We start from the raw sequence: 16,386 nt of genomic DNA on the forward strand, positions 1-16,386 counted from the left end.
AAATCAAATGAAATTACTACCAATAGATTTAAAAAATAAGGTTCTCGATGCAATGATGCGCATATTAGATAGAGATAGAGCCGCAATACTTACAGAAAACAAAAAGGATTTAGAAGCTTTTGATAAAGAAGATCGAGCACTTTACGACCGTTTAATTGTCAATGAGTCTAAAATTGACGAGATGATAAACGCTATTAAAAAAGTGAGACAGCAAGAAGATCCTGTAAATAGAGAAATTTCGAGCATTACTTTAGATAGCGGATTAGAAATAACGAATAGAACAGCACCTTTTGGTACTATTTTAATTATTTACGAATCTCGCCCAGATGTTACCATCGAAGCTGCAGTACTCGCTTTTAAAGCTAATAATAAGATTCTTTTAAAAGGAGGAAAAGAAGCGATACACAGTAATTTAATCCTTGAAAAATGTTGGCAAGAAGCATTAGAAGAAAATAATTTGTCTAAAGATTGGATTAGATTATTACACCTTAAACGTGAAGAAACGCAAGAATTTTTACGAAATCCTACCGAAAAATTAGACTTAGTAGTACCTAGAGGTGGAGAACGCTTAATAAAATTCGTTAAAGATAATGCCTCTTGTGCGGTACTTATTAGTGGTCGCGGAAATAACTTTCTATATGTTGCCGAAGACGCCGATTGGGACAAAACGGTAAAAGTAATCGTAAACGCTAAAACCGATAAAATTTCTGGATGTAACGCTCTAGATAAAGTACTTATCAATAAAAACATACCAAATTACGAGAATAAGGTAAAAGAATTACAACAAGTACTGAAGCAGTTAAACGTTGCTTTGGTCGTTGATAAAGCTATTGGAGCCATTCTACCCAACGAAGAACAGATTAAAGAGGAATCTATATGGTATCAAGAATTTTTAGCTATGAAGTTATTAATTGCTGAAGCTGAAGATTTAGACCAATCAATTTCTCTAATTAATAAATATTCTGGAGGGCATTCGGCAGTTATTTTAACCGAAAGCAAGAGCAAAGCAGCTACATTTATGGAACAAGTAGACAGCGCAGCCGTGTACCATAACGCCTCTACTCGATTTACCGATGGTGGCCAAATGGGTGTTGGCGCAGAACTCGCCATTAGTACCGATAAGTTACACCACCGTGGCCCCTTAGGATTAAAACAACTAGTAACCAATAAATACTACGTATTTGGCGACGGACATATAAGAGAGTAATTTTTAATAAAAATTACATTACAACTAATTAAATATCAAGGCTTTAAATAATTAATTTTATTTAAAGCCTTTTTTTTGTAACAAAATCAACTCTACTTACGTATAACTACCGATAGCAGATTATTCACGCCATAAAATCACTTTACTTTAGATGAGACAACTTAAAATTACCAAGCAGGTAACCAATAGGGAGACCGCTTCATTAGATAAATATCTTCAAGAAATTGGAAAAGTTGACTTAATTACCGCAGACGAAGAAGTAGAATTAGCGCAACGTATCAAGGCTGGTGACCAGATCGCACTTGAGAAGTTAACTAAGGCAAACTTACGTTTCGTTGTATCGGTAGCTAAGCAATACCAAAACCAAGGGTTAACTTTACCCGATTTAATTAATGAAGGTAATTTAGGTTTAATTAAAGCCGCACAGCGTTTCGATGAAACTCGTGGTTTTAAATTTATCTCTTATGCTGTTTGGTGGATTAGACAATCCATTTTACAAGCCTTAGCCGAACAATCTCGTATTGTGCGTTTACCGCTTAATAAAATTGGTTCTATTAACAAAATAAACAAAACTTTTGCATTTCTAGAGCAAGCACACGAGCGTCCGCCAAGTGCTGAAGAAATTGCAAAGGAGTTAGATATGACTATTAACGACGTTAAAGAATCTATGAAGAATTCTGGACGTCACGTCAGTATGGATGCCCCATTAGTTGAAGGTGAAGATTCTAACCTTTACGATGTATTAAACTCTGGAGAATCTCCAAATCCTGACCGCGAATTACTACACGAATCGTTGCGTACAGAGATTGAAAGAGCTCTTGAAACATTAACGCCTCGTGAAGCTGATGTTATTAGACTATACTTTGGTTTAGGTAACCAACACCCAATGACTCTTGAAGAAATAGGAGAAACATTCGACTTAACAAGAGAACGTGTAAGACAGATTAAAGAAAAAGCAATTCGTAGATTAAAACACACGTCTCGCAGTAAAATATTAAAAACGTACTTAGGATAACATCCGGGTAACTTTAACAAACAGTATATGCTCACTCCGGTGAGATATCCACTTTCGTGGGTACTAAAACTGTTCGTTTTTTGATTGATGAAAAAACCCACGGCTGATTACCGTGGGTTTGTTTGTTTAATAGAAATAAGCTCTATAACAATTAAAGAATAAGTTTAATAGTTATTAGCCAAGGAACATCATTTAACGGAATAATATTATTACATTTACCCTATGTTATAAAGAAAAAGGTATTGAAATAATGATTAAGACAATATGTTATAAAAGCCACCCTAAAAACCATAAATCAATCTTAGAGAATATGGTTTTAGTTGATGAGGTTAAAAAAAGAAATGATGACGATGGTATTGTAGGCCTTCTAGTCTTACACGAAAACACCTTTTTAGAGATTATAGAAGGAGAAGCTTCTAAAGTAGACGCTTTGTTTAGTAATATACTTAAAAATAATAGGCATAAAGACATTATAGTAATTTTAAACGAACCTATAAAAGAGTTAACCTTTAGTAGTTTTGAAGTCGATTACTCTGTATTACAAAATATGGACTCCCTATACGCTTTACAAGAATATGTTAATCATTTAGAAGTAAATAATAAAGAGTACAGCTATGTATTTTCAAATTTTTTAGCGAATCTACTTCAAGAACATCCAGAATTACCCTAATTTTGCGGTACAACAATACAACTTACATTATGTCTTCAAAATTAATTGCTCCCTCTGTATTAGCTGCAGACTTCGCGAACTTACAGCGTGATATAGAAATGATAAACGCTAGTGATGCCGATTGGTTTCATATTGATATTATGGATGGTGTCTTCGTACCCAATATCTCTTACGGAATGCCCGTATTAAAAGCGATTACTAAACACGCTACAAAAACAATCGATGTTCATTTAATGATTGTCGACCCAGATCGGTACATTAAAGATTTTGCAGACTTAGGTAGCGATATCTTGACAGTGCATTACGAGGCGTGCACACATTTGCACCGTACATTACAAGCTATAAAAGCTGAAGGAATGAAAGCAGGAGTAGCACTTAATCCGCATACCAATATTAATGTCTTAGAAGACACCATTAACGATATTGACTTAGTGTTGATAATGAGTGTAAACCCAGGTTTTGGTGGACAAAGCTTTATTGAAAACACGTATAATAAAGTAAAAGCGTTAAAAGCGCTTATTAAAAGTAAAAACGCAACGACACTTATTGAAGTAGATGGCGGTGTTACTAATAAAAATACAAAACAATTAATAGATGCAGGAGCAGACGCTCTTGTTGCTGGTAGCTATGTTTTTAAAAGTGATAACCCAACAATAGCAATAAAAGACTTAAGAGTACTAGCGAATAGCTAACTTCTTAAGACTCGTGTTTAAAAAAAAAGAGACTGCAGTTAAATTGCAGTCTCTTTTTTTATGTTTTTGTCCCGTCCTGAAATAGCGATACACTAAAACAATAGTGTAATGAAACGCATAGAAAACACTGGGCACGTAAAGCGCTCCCAAAAAGATTACTCACTTTATTTTAAACTACAAATTGTTCAAGAAGTTGAACAAGGACTTCTTACAAAAAGTCAAGCACAGACCAAATATGGTATTCAAAGTGACTCCACTGTAACTAAATGGTTAAAAAAATAGGGTAATTTTGATTGGGAAAATCAAACACCCGTTACTATGTCTAAAACACCTGAACAAAGAATACTTGAGCTAGAGGTAAAAGTTAAGCTGTTAGAAAAACAAAAAGTTAGAGCGGAACATTTAGCAGAACGAGCAGACAAAAAGGTTATTATTTTTGATATGTTGGTTGATATGGCTAAAAGAGAGTATGATATTCAAATAAGAAAAAATTACACACCCAGGTTATCGATCAATACCGAGAGCAAACCAAAGAAACAATAGTTTCTACTTACGGATTACTTGGGGTAAATAGATAGGTATATTACCGAACTAAAAAATCAAAACTGCGCAAGCAAAGTTTAGCACAACAAGTCATCGATTTGGTTCGTGTATTAAGAATGAAGATGCCACGTTTAGGTACAAGAAAACTATATTATTTGTTAGAAGAGGATTTAAAAAAGATAAAAACAGGAAGAGATACGCTCTTTAGAATACTTAAAGCCATTTATTAATTATTCCAAGGAAATCATATCATATTACAACAGACTCACACCATAGATTTAGAAAGCATAAAAATAAAGTTTGTAACCTAAAGATTAATAAACCAGAACAAGTTTGGGGTAGTGATATTACTTATGTTGGAAGACGAGAAAACCCAAGTTATTTAGCGTTAATTACGGATGCTTATTCCAATAAAATTGTAGGGGTTTAACGTGTCCAATAGTTTATCTGTAGAAGGTTCATTACAAGCATTAGATATAGCTATAAAAAACAGATGCTATAAGAAAAAACCCTTAATTCATTATTCAGATAGAGGTTTACAATATTGCTCAAATGATTACCAAGAATTACTTGATCAAAATGGAATCAAAACAAGTATGACAGAAAAATATGATCCTTACGAAAATGCAGCAGCAGAAAGAATCAATGGAATTTTAAAGCAAGAATTTAATATCGCTAAATATGAGGTAAACCTAAAAATAAATAAACAAATCAATAATGAATCAATCAAAATTTATAACCAAGAAAGACCTCATTTATCAAATCATATGTTGACTCCAAATCAAATACACAAACAATGTAAAATAGAAATGAAAACTTATAAATCGAAAAAGCTGAACAATGGAGTCATTGTTCAGCTTTAAATATTAAATTTAATCCTTTATTACTCTGTAGCGATTATTCAGGACTAGACATTTTAGAAAAGTGTTTTCAATAAAAAACACCACTAAGCTATTAAAAAACAACTTATTAGTGGTGTTTTCAGTGACTCTGAAGGGATTCAAACCCCCAACCGCTGGAGCCGAAATCCAGTGCTCTATTCAATTGAGCTACAGAGCCTTTTATAATAAGTAGTTAACTTAAGATAATTTTTCTTTAACAATATTAGAAATCGTTTTACCGTCTGCCTTACCTGCTAATTGACCGCTAACCATTCCCATAACTTTACCCATATCTTTCATACCGTTTGCTCCTGTTTGGATAATAACGTCTTCTACCACTTTAGCAATAGCCTCTTCGCTAATTGCTTCTGGTAAAAATTGAGCTATAACTTCTGCTTCTGCTAATTCTGGCTCTGCTAAATCTTTACGATTCTGCTCTAAAAATATTGCAGCGCTATCCTTGCGTTGTTTTACTTGCTTCTGAAGGATCTTAAGCTCTTGCTCTTCTGTTAACTCTTCTTTATACCCTGTTTCTGTCTGCGCTAATAGTATTGCAGATTTCACCGCTCTTAATGCTGTTAAAGCCGTCTGATCTTTAGATCTCATAGCGTCTTTAAGCGCTGTCATTATATTAGTTGATAAACTCATTATTGTATCATTTATTGACTGCGAAGATAAAAATAAATTATAAGTAAATACGCATTCGCATTCTATTACTCTTCTATTTTTTATGTGTTCTGATAAAAAATAATAAACCCGAAAGCTTTAACTTTCGGGTTACAGGAATAAAGTGATTACATTCTTGCTACTAATCACAAAAACTTTGATTAATCTACGTTATCGTGTAGAAAAGAGTTATTGCTTCTTAATTGAATATCGTCGTTATCGTCGACACCTAAACTTGTTCTTGACACATTAGACTCTGAGGAGTGTTGCGCATCTTTTAAATCTAAACCTTGTCGCTTGTAAGCGGGAGTTTTTTCTATTTCATCAATCTTGGACGTATTAAACTTATGATTAAAGTTCTTCATTTTAAGTCTTCTCTCGTCTGCTCTTTCTTTTAAGATATCAGAAATAGAACTATTCATTGGGTCTAAATCGTCCGCTACCTCCTCAGGAACAATTTCTTTAACGACCTTTTTCTTGAACTCGATTTCAGCATCAAAATCTTTCTCAACTTCTGGTTGTTTCTTCTTTGAGGCATTCATTGAAGAATCGGCCAGGTCATAATCATCTAGAGCGTAACGTTTTTCGCCAGCACTTGTTGAAGTGCTTACCTGAATAATTTCAACAGGATCTTTAACTTCAAAATCTTTTATTTCACTTTCTAAATCGTAAACTATTGGCGTAACGGGTTGTGTTCTACTTTCTGGCGTAGGCGCTGGGTTTGTTTTAGCTTCTGGCTGGCCATAGCTTGCCTGCGGTGCGTGCTGAGCTGTATCTTCAATAGATTCTTCTGTTAAAGGCATATCGAAGCTTAACGTAATTTGCTGTTTGTTATAAACAGGTTCTTCGTTTTCATCCTCCGTGTGTTCTTGCGATGGTGTGATAACGAAATCTTCTTCCGCTTCATTAACAGACGACACCTCTTTGCTAACCACATTTAGATTCTTAATGACATCGGTGGTAGGAATAATTCCTAAATCGGCCATTGTTAAAGGTCTCTTTTGTACTTCCTTCTTTTCTTTTATTTGCTTCGACGCATTTCCTTTTTCAAATTGTGCTAAAGGATCTACGTTTTCGTCTAAGTCTAAAGTATGTTTTACCACTGGAGCAGGTTCTGGTTTCTTTCGTACTGCAGCAATAGGACTTGGAGTTGTAAGCTCTATAGGCTTAATTGCTTTTTTTGGCTCCTCTTCTAAAGAATGTACAACGCGCTTAGTTTCTGTATTAGAAATTTCGTCTTGTTGTTCTACATTAAATCCTGTAGCAATAATAGTTACAGCGATAGACTCATCTAAGCTATCGTCTTCACCAACACCCATAATAATATTCGCACCGTGACCCGCTTCGGCTTGAATATGGTCGTTAATTTCACCGATTTCATCGATAGTAATTTCCTGATTTCCTGAAACGATAAGCAACAATACATTTTTGGCTCCAGTAATTTTATTATCGTTTAATAATGGCGAATCTAAAGCTTTACGGATAGCATCTTGAGCGCGATTTTGTCCGGAAGCAGTAGCAGATCCCATAATTGCTGTACCACTATTACTTAGTACTGTTTTAGCATCACGTAAATCAATATTTTGAGTATAGTGATGCGTTATTACTTCGGCGATACCTCTAGAGGCCGTCGCTAACACTTCGTCGGCTTTCGAGAAACCTGCTTTAAAACCAAGGTTTCCGTATACTTCACGAAGTTTATTATTATTAATAACAATTAAAGAATCGACTTGAGCTCTCAAGTTTTCGATTCCTTTTTGCGCTTGTTCGTTTCGCATTTTCCCTTCAAACTGGAAGGGCATTGTTACTATTCCTACGGTTAAAATATCTAAATCTTTAGCCATTTTAGCTATAACCGGCGCCGCACCAGTTCCGGTACCTCCGCCCATTCCTGCGGTTATAAAGACCATTTTAGTATTGGAACCAAACATGCGTTGAATTTCCTCCAAACTCTCTACTGCCGACTGTTCGCCCACTTCTGGGTTTGCTCCGGCACCTAAACCTTCGGTAAGATTTACGCCTAATTGTATTTTGTTGGGTACGCCACTATTTTGGAGTGCTTGTGCATCTGTATTACAAATTACAAAGTCTACTCCCTTAATACCTTGTAAGAACATGTGGTTAATAGCGTTACTACCGCCACCACCAACACCAATAACTTTTATAACATTTGATTGGTTTTTTGGCAAATCAAATGCGATGCTTTCGAATTCCTTGTTGCTCATAAATTCTATTTTACTGGATCAATTAATCTATTTATACACGCCATTTACGGCGTAATTGTATTATTATTATCTTTATTCTGCGTTGTCCAAAAAATCCTTCACTCTTTCTGTTAAGGCATCTAAAAACGAACGCTTTGGCTTTTTTGGCGGTTCTACTATTTCTTGTTCTGCCTCTTCTTTAGCCGCTTCTTCTTCTATTTTTTCTTCTATTTCTTCTTCAATTTTCGCTTCTACTTTTCTTCTTTCTTGACGTTTCAATCCATCCATTACTAATCCTACAGCAGTGGCAAATAAGGGACTTGTAATAGCCTCGTCGCTATCGCCGGCCAAATGCTCATTAGGATACCCAATACGCGTGTCCATACCTGTAATGTATTCTACTAACTGCTTTAAATGCTTAAGCTGACTGCCGCCACCTGTTAATACAATTCCAGCAATCAATTTCTTTTTTTGCTCTTCGTGTCCGTAGTTTTTAATTTCAACATAGACTTGTTCTACTATTTCAACCACGCGAGCGTGAATGATTTTAGATAAGTTTTTAAGTGTGATTTCTTTAGGCTCGCGACCTCTTAAACCAGGAATTGACACAATTTCGTTGTCTTTATTTTCGCCTGGCCACGCCGATCCAAATTTTATTTTCAGTAATTCAGCTTGCTTTTCAATAATCGAGCATCCCTCTTTTATATCTTCGGTAATTACCCCACCACCAAAAGGAATAACTGCGGTATGACGGATAATACCATCTTTAAATACCGCTAAATCTGTGGTACCGCCACCAATATCAAGTAACGCCACTCCCGCTTCTTTTTCTTCTTGGCTTAATACCGCATGCGCCGATGCTAAAGGCTCTAAGGTAATCCCTTCGAGCTCTAGCCCCGCACTCTTAATGCACCGCCCAACATTTCTAATAGATGAGACTTGGCCAACAACGACGTGAAAAGTGGCTTCTAAACGCCCACCATACATACCGATAGGTTCTTTTATTTCTGATTGCCCATCGATTTTAAATTCTTGTGGTAATACGTGAATAATTTCTTCTCCCGGAAGCATAACCAATTTGTGTACTTGGTTAATTAAACGGTCGATATCTTCTTCATCAATTACCGTCTCAGAATCTGGTCTAGTGATATAATCGCTATGCTGAAGACTACGAATATGTTGTCCTGCAATGCCCACTGTAACACTTTCAATTTTAACAGAGGCTGCTGCTTCTGCTTCTTGAATAGCCAATTGTATAGATTGAATGGTCTGGGTAATATTATTAACCACACCTCGGTGCACTCCTAAGCTTTTGGATTTTCCAATACCTAAAATTTCAACTTTTCCATACTCATTCTTACGACCTATCATCGCCACAATTTTTGTGGTTCCTATGTCTAATCCAACTGCTATATTATGATCCATAACTTATACTTTGGTACATACAACTTGGTTATCAAATTGCAAATTTACTTTGCTATATTTATTTACCGCTTTATCTTGTAATATTTTTTTATAAAACGCTCTTAAATTATTTATTTTCTTATCGAGATGCTCTAAACTTCCTAACTGCACTATGAAATTAGACTGTCTTAACTTTAAATCGATAGTCCTATCTTCATTTTGATGTATCTCCACAACGTTGGTTCTCAAAAAGGCATCATTATATACTGTATGCGCTATTATGAAAACATTTCCCATATCATCTTTATTTATTTGGCCAGTAACTAAAGGCACTCGCTCTGTATAATTATTAGACAGTGGCATTAGTCCGCCTTGACTATCAATATAGAAAGCATCTTTTGTACTTATTCTTGCAATAGGCTTCTTTTGTTTTATTTTTGCTGAAAAATCGCCATTCACACTAACATAAACTTTAGCCGAAGCAATCATAGGATTAGACAGTAAACTAATCTCCAACCTATTCAAATCTAAAGCTTCTTTCGTAATATCTAAACCACCTAATTGATTTAGTATTAACAATTTACTAACATCGTTATGTGTGATAAATAAATTTTGTTCTCCCACAAATTCAATGTCCGGTTCAGAAATTTTTCTATCCTTATTCCGAGCTGAAGAAAACGCATACAAAAACACTATTAGCACTAATAGAAACACCAACTTTATGTTATTCCAATTAATTTTCACCGCTCAATGCTTTTTTTATATTTGACACTTCCGCTCCAATATCTCCTGCACCAATGGTTAATACCACACGCGCTTTACTTTTTTTAATTTTTTCAATCAAGTCCTCTTTACTAACCAATTGCTTGTTATTATTCTTTATCATATTCAATAACCACTGCGACGTAACACCTTCAATTGGCAACTCGCGAGCTGGATAAACATCTAATAATAGCACCTCATCAAACTGCGCTAAACTGTCTGCAAACGCGTTTCCGAAATCTCGTGTTCTCGAAAATAAATGCGGCTGAAAAACGGCGAGCACTTTATCGTTAGGATACATTTCTCGTACTGCTTGATGCACGGCGTTAATTTCGGCAGGGTGGTGTGCGTAATCGTCTATAAAAACACAATCCTTAGTTTGTATTTGATAGGTAAATCGGCGTTTAACACCTTTATAAGTAGCTAATGCGCCAGTCAAATCTTGCACTGAAACACCATACTCGGTAGCCATTGCCAAAGCAATGACAGCATTCGATAAATTATGTCGCCCCGGTAAAGTAAATGCTACGTTTTTAACCACCGTTGTCGGCGTCTTAAAGTCGAAAACATACCCTCCATTTTTAATAGTAACATTTTGAGCTGAATAATCGGCGTCATCTTCAACACCGTATGTGATTCCGTTTAAGGGTAATCCGTTTTTTACAAACAGTTTCCCGTCGGGCTTTAATTTTCCAGCGAACGCTTCAAAAGATTTTATTAATTCCGAAGCATCGCCATAAACATCCAAATGATCGGCATCCATAGAGGTTATACAAGCAATGTCTGGCGATAAGGTTAAAAACGACCGATCAAACTCATCAGCTTCTACAACACTAACTTCGTTACCATTTTCTATTAAATTAGAATTGTAATTCTCACTAATTCCGCCTAAAAAAGCAGTTAATTTTACATCGTTTTGGTACAAAATATGTCCCAAAATACTTGTGGTTGTTGTTTTACCGTGTGTACCTGCAACAGCTAGACAAAAACTGTTTTTAGTAATTAAACCCAACACTTCCGAACGCTTTAAAATATCATATCGGTTATGGTTAAAATAGGCCAATTGTCTATGGTCTTTAGGCACAGCAGGCGTATAAACGACAAGGGTTGTAGAAGTGTTATAAAACGCAAAATCTACGTTAGAAATAGAATCTTCATAATGCACTTCAATACCCGAGTCTATCAAAGACTTAGTGATGTCTGTTTCGGTTTTATCATATCCCGCCACGTTTTTGCCACTACTTTTAAAATAGCGCGCCAAAGCACTCATACCAATACCACCGATACCTATAAAATAAACGTTATGTATTCTTTCTAAATTCATTGCTTTACCCTAAACAGGGGGCTTTAATTTTTTATTTCTTTTTCTGTTCTAATAATTTCTCCACTTCGTCTACAATTTCTTTTGTAGCGTTAACGAGTGCTAATTTTTTAATATTATCACTCAATTGCTGTTGTCTTTCTGGCGATGCTATTAACTGCGAAAACTTATTTTTAAAATCAACTTCTAAATCTTCTTGAGCAATTAACAGCGCCGCATTCTCTTTTACTATAGCCATCGCGTTTTTGGTTTGATGGTCTTCGGCAACATATGGCGACGGCACAAACACCACCGGCTTACCTACTATACACAACTCTGAAACCGAGCCCGCACCAGATCTTGAGATAATAAAATCTGCCGCCGCATAAGCATAATCCATACGATTTATGTACGCGTGCACTTGGACATTTTTTGTATGTCCGTTAATTTTATAACTCTCGTAATATAACTTTCCGCATTGCCATATTATTTGAAGGTTCTGCGTTTGTAAAAAATCTAATTCTTTTTTTAGCAATTCGTTTATTGCTTTAGCCCCTAAACTTCCACCTAGAACTAACAAGGTTTTTTTATCGCCAACTAAATCGAAATAGCGCATTGCCTCTTCTTTTTTCGTACCGATATTTAGCAAATCTTGTCGTACTGGATTACCCGTTTTTATTATTTTATCTTTCGGAAAAAAACGCTCTAATCCGTCGTAAGCCACACAGATCTTTTGCACTTTTTTGGCCAATAATTTATTGGTGATCCCTGGATATGAGTTCTGCTCTTGAATAATACTTGGGATGCCTTTAGACGCCGCAACTTGCAATAGCGGCCCACTAGCAAACCCACCGGTTCCAATAGCAATATCCGGCTTAAACTGATTAACTATTTTCCTAGCATTATATAAACTGTTAATAAGCTTAAACGGAAACATCATATTTTTTAACGATACTTTTCGCTCAATCCCTGTTATCCATAACCCCTTTATAGCGTACCCTGCGTTAGGCACTTTCTCCATCTCCATTCTATCTTTTGCACCTACAAATAAAAATTGCGCTTCAGGATAACGGAATTTTAATTCGTTGGCAATAGCAATTGCAGGGTAAATGTGCCCTCCAGTACCACCGCCAGATAATATAATTTTATATGTGTTTGTTTTACGATTCACTTTATTACGATAACGTATTGTTTATAGTTATATAGCTTCCGAAAGAATTTCTAACGGACTCTCTTCTTTATTTTCTTGCTCTAAAATCTCCTCTCTTTTGGCACTTACACTTAAAATAATTCCTATTGCTAAACAGGTCATCCAAATAGAAGTACCTCCACTACTTATTAGTGGCAGCGTTTGCCCTGTTACAGGGAATAACTCTACGGCAACCGCCATATTAATCATCGCTTGGAATACAATGGGCAAGCCCACGCCAAGCACTAACAATTTTCCAAAAATGGTATCGGCTTTTTGAGCCACTATAACAATTCTAAATAATAACCACATATATAGAATTATGAGGGAGATACCCCCTATTAACCCGTATTCTTCAACAATTATTGCAAAAATAAAATCGGAAGATGACTGCGGTAAAAAGTTTTTTTGCATACTTTTCCCTGGCCCTAAACCTTTAATACCTCCTGATGCAATGGCTATTTTTGCTTTCTCAATCTGGTAATCGGCTTCTGTATCTTCTCCATTCGAGAAATTCTCCACACGACTCATCCACGTATCTACACGATTAGGCATCGCTTCGGGGAATGCTTTAGCCGCCAAAACAAACAGTACCAATCCTAAAACCCCAAAGGCCAACATCACTATTAGATAACGAATAGGATAACCGCCTAAAAACACCAACATTGCTACCATAACAAATAGAATAGCGGTCGTCGAAAAATTGGAAGGCAAAATTAAGGCTAATAGTAGAAATACCGGCAACCAAAGTGGTAAAATTGATTCTTTAAATGAAATTACTTTATCTTTCATTTTAGACATATATCGCGCAACATATACCATTAGTACCACTGAGGCTAATGTGGAAGTTTGAAACGACATATTTACAAACGGAATACGAATCCATCTGCTTGCATTAGCGCCTTCAATAGTTGTGCCTTGCATTATTGTAACCACCAGAAGCACAAAAGCTAAAGGCATCATAATCATAGAAAGTCCGCGAAAATAACGATAAGGAATTTTATGTATTCCGTACATTATAGAAAACCCTAGAAACAAATGCATAAAGTGTTTTACTAAAAAACCAAATGTATTGGTATTTCCTCCCACATATGCTAAATTACTAGAAGCACTATAGACCGGAAGAAATGAAAATATAGCCAATAGTGCCGCTATCGCCCATATTAATCGATCTCCCTTAAGGTTTGCAAAAACCTTTTTTAAGTTTATATTTTTAGCATTTTCTTTCACAGAATTCCTAATGTCTATATTATAAGTTTCTTACGGCATCTTTAAACTGACGCCCTCTGTCTTCGTAACTTTCGAATAAATCGAAGCTCGCACACGCTGGAGATAACAATACACTATCGCCAGACTCTGCTAATTTGTAAGCCATTTTTACAGCTTCACTCATAGATTGCGTTTCGGTAATAATATCTACCATACCTCCAAAGTTCTCCATTAACTTGGTATTATCGACCCCTAAGCAAATTATTGCTTTTACTTTTTCGTTTATAAATTGAAACAATTCTTTGTATTGGTTTCCTTTATCGGTTCCGCCAACAATCCAAACCGTGGGTGTTTCCATACTTTCTAAAGCATAATACGTAGCGTTAACGTTGGTGGCCTTAGAATCATTTATATATTGTACTTTATTTATTTTAAGTACAAATTCTAGACGGTGCTCTACGCCTTGAAAATTCTCTAAACTTTCGCGAATAGTTTGTTTTCTAATTTTTAATAAATGTGCTACAGTAGAAGCTGCCATTGCATTTTTTACGTTATGTTTTCCTTCTAATGTTAAGTTATTTGATGGCATAATTATTTTATCGTTATCTATTGTTATTACTATATTATCTTTATCCAAATACGCACCGTTTTCTTGTTTCTTAGTTAATGAAAAAGGCACTAATTGTGATTCTATTGTATTATTTTTTAACCAGTTTACGATCACCTCATCATCGGCATCGTAAATTAAATAGTCGTCTTTTGTTTGATTTAGCGCTATTCTAAACTTAGATTCTATGTACTTTTCAAACTGATACTCATAGCGATCTAAATGATCTGGTGTTATATTTGTTAAAACAGCTATTTCAGGTTTAAAACCTACAATGCCATCCAACTGAAAACTACTAATTTCTAACACGTAGTTCTCAAAATCGTGTTCTAAAATTTGCTTAGCAAAACTGTCTCCAATATTACCCGCTAAACCCACATTTAATTCCTGTTTTAAAATATGATGCGTTAAAGCGGCTGTTGTTGTTTTCCCATTACTTCCCGTAATTCCCACAATAGTTGCTTTTGTAAACTGAGCGGCAAATTCAATTTCTGAAATAACAGGCACATTTTGCATTTTAAGCACTTTTACCAGCGGAATACTATCGGGTATTCCGGGGCTTTTCATAACAACATCGGCGCTTAAAATTTTAGCTGCCGTGTGCGCTTCTTCTTCCCAATCGATACTATTATTTATAAGAACGTTTTTATACTTTTCTTTTATTTTTCCTTTATCTGAAACAAAAACTGTATAGCCTTTGGCTTTAGCTAGCAATGCTGTACCAACACCACTTTCTCCTGCTCCTAATATGGCTATGTTCAATTTTTTCTTCATTGTTTTCAGTGATAATATGGTACTTATCTTAATTTTAGTGTTACTATAGAGAGAATGGCGAGAAAAATTCCAACAATCCAAAAACGGGTTACAATTTTACTTTCATGATATCCTTTCTTCTGATAGTGATGATGTATCGGCGACATTAAAAATATGCGTCGGCCTTCACCATATTTTTTCTTTGTGTATTTAAACCAAGCCACCTGAAGTATTACAGATAGAGACTCGGCAAAAAAGATTCCGCATAACACCGGAATTAACAACTCTTTTCTCACGGCGATTGCAATGACAGCAATAACACCACCTATAGTTAAACTCCCTGTATCACCCATAAATACTTGGGCTGGATACGTGTTGTACCATAAAAACCCGATTAGCGCACCAATAAACGCGGCGATAAAAACTACGAGCTCACCAAGTCGTGGAATAAACATGACGTTTAAGTAATCTGAAAACACAATGTTACCCGAAATAAAAGCAAAGACTGCCAAGGCGAAGACTATAATAGCCGAGCTTCCTGCGGCGAGCCCATCGATTCCATCGGTTAAATTAGCTCCGTTTGAGACTGCTGTTACTATAAAAATAACAATAGGTATAAAAATTAACCACGCATATTTGGCATAATCATCACCAAAGAATCGCATAATTTCAGCATAATCGAACTCGTTATTTTTTACAAAGGGAATGGTTGTTTTTATAGACCCTGTTTCCTCTTTAAATTCACTTTTTATCGTGGTCGAAACGACTTCAGTCTGTACTTGTATTTCTGTTACGGGATTTTTTTCTTTAATGGTAACTCCAGGATGAAAATACATTACCGATCCCACAAAAATCCCCAATCCTACTTGACCAAGGACTTTAAACTTGCCACTAAGTCCCGCTTTGTCTTTTTTAAATACTTTTATATAATCGTCTGTAAACCCCACTAACCCCATCCAAACGGTGGTTATAATAAGCATTATTACATAAATATTATTTAATTTGGCAAATAACAACACAGGGATTAACGTGGCCATAATTATTATTAAACCTCCCATTGTTGGCGTTCCTGCTTTTTCTACTTGCCCGTCTAATCCTAAATCGCGAACCGACTCACCAACTTGCATTCTCTGTAAAATCCCTATGATTTTTTTTCCGAAAATTGTAGAAATCAACAAGGATACTATAATAGCTAAAGCCGCTCTAAACGTGATGTACTGAAACACGCCAAGCCCTGGGATATCATAATGTTTTTCTAAAAAATCGAATAGGTAATACAACATA

Annotated in this window: 16 protein-coding genes and 1 tRNA gene; 7 read left to right on the forward strand and 10 right to left on the reverse strand. The window is 35.6% G+C overall.

Going from position 1 to position 16,386, the window contains the following annotated elements; genetic code table 11:
* The first annotated feature begins 7 nt into the window (after positions 1-7).
* From ES676_RS02305 to ES676_RS14905, 7 genes are all read left to right on the forward strand, one after another.
* Positions 8-1,207, forward strand: coding sequence for a glutamate-5-semialdehyde dehydrogenase (locus tag ES676_RS02305; protein WP_148368425.1), 1,200 nt, complete (start codon positions 8-10; stop codon positions 1,205-1,207).
* Between the two features lie 151 nt (positions 1,208-1,358).
* Positions 1,359-2,222 (forward strand): sigma-70 family RNA polymerase sigma factor, encoded by an 864-nt coding sequence (locus tag ES676_RS02310; RefSeq protein WP_055435630.1) that lies wholly within the window; start codon positions 1,359-1,361, stop codon positions 2,220-2,222.
* Between the two features lie 250 nt (positions 2,223-2,472).
* On the forward strand, positions 2,473-2,892 hold the full coding sequence (locus ES676_RS02315) for a BLUF domain-containing protein (RefSeq protein WP_148368426.1): 420 nt from the start codon (positions 2,473-2,475) through the stop codon (positions 2,890-2,892).
* 29 nt (positions 2,893-2,921) lie between these two features.
* Complete coding sequence (gene rpe, locus ES676_RS02320; RefSeq protein WP_148368427.1) at positions 2,922-3,584, forward strand: ribulose-phosphate 3-epimerase; 663 nt, start codon at positions 2,922-2,924, stop codon at positions 3,582-3,584.
* 108 nt (positions 3,585-3,692) lie between these two features.
* On the forward strand, positions 3,693-3,866 hold the full coding sequence (locus ES676_RS14895) for a helix-turn-helix domain-containing protein (RefSeq protein WP_215731629.1): 174 nt from the start codon (positions 3,693-3,695) through the stop codon (positions 3,864-3,866).
* Positions 3,867-3,902: 36 nt separating this feature from the next.
* The gene (locus tag ES676_RS14900; RefSeq protein ID WP_215731630.1) at positions 3,903-4,127 is read left to right on the forward strand and encodes a hypothetical protein; all 225 of its coding nucleotides are present in this window, start codon (positions 3,903-3,905) and stop codon (positions 4,125-4,127) included.
* A gap of 431 nt (positions 4,128-4,558) precedes the next feature.
* Positions 4,559-4,990 (forward strand): integrase core domain-containing protein, encoded by a 432-nt coding sequence (locus ES676_RS14905; RefSeq protein WP_215731631.1) that lies wholly within the window; start codon positions 4,559-4,561, stop codon positions 4,988-4,990.
* Between the two features lie 122 nt (positions 4,991-5,112).
* On the opposite strand, the gene ES676_RS02330 is transcribed toward ES676_RS14905, so the two are convergent.
* The 10 genes from ES676_RS02330 to mraY form a co-directional block, all read right to left on the reverse strand.
* Positions 5,113-5,186 (reverse strand) — tRNA-Arg (locus ES676_RS02330).
* 20 nt (positions 5,187-5,206) lie between these two features.
* Entirely contained in the window at positions 5,207-5,656 is a 450-nt protein-coding gene (locus tag ES676_RS02335) for a GatB/YqeY domain-containing protein (RefSeq protein ID WP_148368428.1), read from the reverse strand.
* Between the two features lie 179 nt (positions 5,657-5,835).
* Entirely contained in the window at positions 5,836-7,899 is a 2,064-nt protein-coding gene (gene ftsZ, locus ES676_RS02340) for a cell division protein FtsZ (RefSeq protein WP_148368429.1), read from the reverse strand.
* Between the two features lie 72 nt (positions 7,900-7,971).
* Positions 7,972-9,303 carry a cell division protein FtsA gene (ftsA, locus tag ES676_RS02345; RefSeq protein WP_148368430.1) on the reverse strand — a complete coding sequence of 444 codons (1,332 nt, stop codon included), beginning with the start codon at positions 9,301-9,303 and terminating at the stop codon, positions 7,972-7,974.
* Between the two features lie 3 nt (positions 9,304-9,306).
* Complete coding sequence (locus ES676_RS02350; RefSeq protein WP_148368431.1) at positions 9,307-10,026, reverse strand: cell division protein FtsQ/DivIB; 720 nt, start codon at positions 10,024-10,026, stop codon at positions 9,307-9,309.
* Positions 10,016-11,368 carry a UDP-N-acetylmuramate--L-alanine ligase gene (gene murC, locus ES676_RS02355; RefSeq protein WP_148368432.1) on the reverse strand — a complete coding sequence of 451 codons (1,353 nt, stop codon included), beginning with the start codon at positions 11,366-11,368 and terminating at the stop codon, positions 10,016-10,018. The genes ES676_RS02350 and murC overlap by 11 nt, the downstream gene beginning before the upstream one ends.
* A gap of 31 nt (positions 11,369-11,399) precedes the next feature.
* On the reverse strand, positions 11,400-12,515 hold the full coding sequence (gene murG, locus ES676_RS02360) for an undecaprenyldiphospho-muramoylpentapeptide beta-N-acetylglucosaminyltransferase (protein WP_148368433.1): 1,116 nt from the start codon (positions 12,513-12,515) through the stop codon (positions 11,400-11,402).
* A gap of 27 nt (positions 12,516-12,542) precedes the next feature.
* On the reverse strand, positions 12,543-13,763 hold the full coding sequence (locus ES676_RS02365) for an FtsW/RodA/SpoVE family cell cycle protein (RefSeq protein WP_246124423.1): 1,221 nt from the start codon (positions 13,761-13,763) through the stop codon (positions 12,543-12,545).
* Between the two features lie 19 nt (positions 13,764-13,782).
* Positions 13,783-15,123, reverse strand: a complete 1,341-nt coding sequence (gene murD, locus ES676_RS02370) for a UDP-N-acetylmuramoyl-L-alanine--D-glutamate ligase (protein WP_148368434.1) — start codon at positions 15,121-15,123, stop codon at positions 13,783-13,785.
* A gap of 23 nt (positions 15,124-15,146) precedes the next feature.
* A complete protein-coding gene (gene mraY, locus ES676_RS02375; RefSeq protein ID WP_148368435.1) occupies positions 15,147-16,385 on the reverse strand; it encodes a phospho-N-acetylmuramoyl-pentapeptide-transferase in 1,239 nt (412 codons plus the stop codon).
* Position 16,386: the final 1 nt, after the last annotated feature.

It is taken from the genome of Bizionia saleffrena (genome assembly GCF_008086175.1).
GTDB lineage: Bacteria > Bacteroidota > Bacteroidia > Flavobacteriales > Flavobacteriaceae > Bizionia > Bizionia saleffrena.

Coding starts and splice junctions, on each gene's coding strand:
- ftsZ (WP_148368429.1), bottom strand. CDS start 7,899: ATGAGCAACAAGGAATTCGAAAGCATCGCATTTGATTTGCCAAAAAAC.
- ES676_RS14895 (WP_215731629.1), top strand. CDS start 3,693: ATGAAACGCATAGAAAACACTGGGCACGTAAAGCGCTCCCAAAAAGAT.
- mraY (WP_148368435.1), bottom strand. CDS start 16,385: ATGTTGTATTACCTATTCGATTTTTTAGAAAAACATTATGATATCCCA.
- rpe (WP_148368427.1), top strand. CDS start 2,922: ATGTCTTCAAAATTAATTGCTCCCTCTGTATTAGCTGCAGACTTCGCG.
- ftsA (WP_148368430.1), bottom strand. CDS start 9,303: ATGGATCATAATATAGCAGTTGGATTAGACATAGGAACCACAAAAATT.
- ES676_RS14900 (WP_215731630.1), top strand. CDS start 3,903: ATGTCTAAAACACCTGAACAAAGAATACTTGAGCTAGAGGTAAAAGTT.
- ES676_RS02310 (WP_055435630.1), top strand. CDS start 1,359: ATGAGACAACTTAAAATTACCAAGCAGGTAACCAATAGGGAGACCGCT.
- ES676_RS02335 (WP_148368428.1), bottom strand. CDS start 5,656: ATGAGTTTATCAACTAATATAATGACAGCGCTTAAAGACGCTATGAGA.
- murC (WP_148368432.1), bottom strand. CDS start 11,368: ATGAATTTAGAAAGAATACATAACGTTTATTTTATAGGTATCGGTGGT.
- murD (WP_148368434.1), bottom strand. CDS start 15,123: ATGAAGAAAAAATTGAACATAGCCATATTAGGAGCAGGAGAAAGTGGT.
- ES676_RS02305 (WP_148368425.1), top strand. CDS start 8: ATGAAATTACTACCAATAGATTTAAAAAATAAGGTTCTCGATGCAATG.
- ES676_RS02315 (WP_148368426.1), top strand. CDS start 2,473: ATGATTAAGACAATATGTTATAAAAGCCACCCTAAAAACCATAAATCA.